This window comes from Pseudomonas sp. GXM4 (assembly GCF_008923895.1).
GTDB classification, from domain to species: domain Bacteria; phylum Pseudomonadota; class Gammaproteobacteria; order Pseudomonadales; family Pseudomonadaceae; genus Aquipseudomonas; species Aquipseudomonas atacamensis.
In genome coordinates, this window is sequence record NZ_WBRZ01000454.1 from 1 (window position 1) to 2,244 (window position 2,244).

1 protein-coding gene is annotated in these 2,244 nt (G+C 60.9%); it reads left to right on the forward strand.

Annotation, left to right across the window (positions count from 1 at the left end; translation table 11 throughout):
• Positions 1 to 65: 65 nt before the first annotated feature.
• Positions 66 to 2,120, forward strand: a complete 2,055-nt coding sequence (locus F8N49_RS27325) for a S9 family peptidase (protein WP_151553278.1) — start codon at positions 66 to 68, stop codon at positions 2,118 to 2,120.
• Positions 2,121 to 2,244: the final 124 nt, after the last annotated feature.

The window sequence follows — 2,244 nt, forward strand, 5'->3', positions numbered from 1 at the left end:
ACAGGGCTCTGCGGCGGTTTCAAAATACGCGAAACCTTTATCCGAATATTGTCCGAGAGCCTCCCATGCCCGAATCCGCCAATGTCATGACTGCCCCGATTGCCCAGCGGGCGCCCGGCGCCGACCCGTATGCCTGGCTGCAGGAGCGCGACACCGACGCGGTGCTCGACTACCTCAAGGCTGAAAACGCTTATCAGGAAGCGCAAACCGCCGATCAGGCCGAATTGCGCGAAAGCCTGTTCAATGAGATCAAGGGCCGGATTCTCGAGACTGATCTGTCCCTGCCCTCGCCTTGGGGCCCGTATCTGTATTACACGCGCACCACCGCCGGTGACGAATACGCCCGGCACTACCGTTGCCCGCGTCCTGCCGACGACAGCCTGACCCTCGATGAAAGCCGCGAACAATTGCTGCTCGACCCGAATACGCTGGCCGATGGCGGCTTCTTCTCGCTCGGTGCTTTCAGCATCAGCCCCGATCACCAGCGCCTGGCCTACAGCGTCGATGCTTCGGGCGATGAGGTCTACACGCTGTTCGTCAAAGAGCTGTCCAACGACAGGGTCAGCGAACTGGAATTCGAGGATTGCGACGGCAGCATGACCTGGGCCAACGACAGCCTGACCCTGTTTTTCGGTGTGCTCGACGACACCCATCGCCCGCATAAACTGTTCCGCTATCGCCTCGACGGCACTGCCGCCGAAGAGGTTTTTCACGAGCCGGACGGGCGGTTCTTCCTGCACTGCTACCGCGCCAGCTCCGAACAGCAATTGCTGCTGTCGCTGGGCAGCAAGACCACCAGTGAAGTCTGGGCGCTGGACGCCAATCAGCCACATCTGCCATTCAGCTGCCTGGCGCCACGGGTCGAAGATCACGAATACGACGTCGACCACGGCCTGCTCGATGGCGTCTGGACCTGGTTTATCCGCACCAACCGCGACGGCATCAACTTCGCTCTGTATCAGGCCCCGGACACTGGCGTGCCGCCAAGCGAGGCCGACTGGCAGAACCTGATCCCGCACAACGATGATGTGATGCTCGACGGCGTCAGCCTCAACGCAGAGGCGATGACCTTGAGCCTGCGCGAAGGTGGCCTGCCGATCATTGAGGTTCACCCGCAGGGCCAGGCGTCGTATCGCGTGCAGTTGCCCGATGCGGCCTACAGTCTGCATGTGCAAAACAGCCTGGAATTCGAGAGCGATCGCATTCGCTTGCGCTACGAAGCGTTGAATCGCCCGGCCCAGGTGCGCCAGTTGATCCTCGCCAGCGGCGAGCAAACGGTGCTCAAGGAAACTCCGGTACTCGGCCAATTTGATGCCGACGCCTATGTCAGCCAACGTCTATGGGCCACCGCCCCGGACGGCACGCAGGTGCCGATCAGTCTGGTGATGAAGCGCGAGATGGTCGGTAAACCGGTGCCGCTGTATCTGTACGGTTACGGCGCCTACGGTTCCAGCCTCGATCCGTGGTTTTCCCACGCGCGCCTGAGCCTGCTCGATCGCGGTATGGCCTTCGCCATCGCTCACGTACGCGGTGGTGGTGAATTGGGCGAAGCCTGGTATCGCGCCGGCAAGCAGGAACACAAACACAACACCTTCAGCGACTTTATCGCCTGCGCCGAGTTTCTGATCCTCAACGGCATCACCACGGCGGAAAAACTGGCGATCAGCGGCGGCAGCGCCGGTGGTTTGCTGATCGGCGCGGTGCTCAATCAACGCCCGGATCTGTTCGGCGTAGCGATTGCCGAAGTGCCGTTCGTCGACGTGCTCAACACCATGCTCGACCCCGAGCTGCCCCTGACCGTCACCGAATACGACGAATGGGGCAACCCGGAAGAACCGGACGTCTATGATCGGATCAAGGCTTACGCGCCGTACGAAAACGTCACCGCGCAGGCTTATCCGCCACTGCTGGTGATCGCCGGCTACAACGACAGCCGTGTGCAGTATTGGGAGGCAGCCAAGTGGGTGGCGAAATTGCGCGCAACCAAGACCGATGACAACGTGCTGCTGCTCAAGACCGAACTGGGCGCCGGGCATGGCGGCATGAGCGGGCGCTATCAGGGATTACGTGACGTAGCGCTCGAATATGCATTTGTGTTCAAGGTTTTGGGCCTGGCCTGAGGAACTCCGTCGGTCACTTGGGTCTTAATTCCAGACCCATTGTGGCGAGGGGATTTATCCCCGTTGGGCTGCGAAGCGGCCCCAAAACCTGCAAACTCAGTATTTCTGAAGCACCGAGTTGGCA

Bases quoted from the DNA above. Each gene is read 5' to 3' on its own strand.
- F8N49_RS27325 (WP_151553278.1), top strand. From the start codon at position 66: ATGCCCGAATCCGCCAATGTCATGACTGCCCCGATTGCCCAGCGGGCG.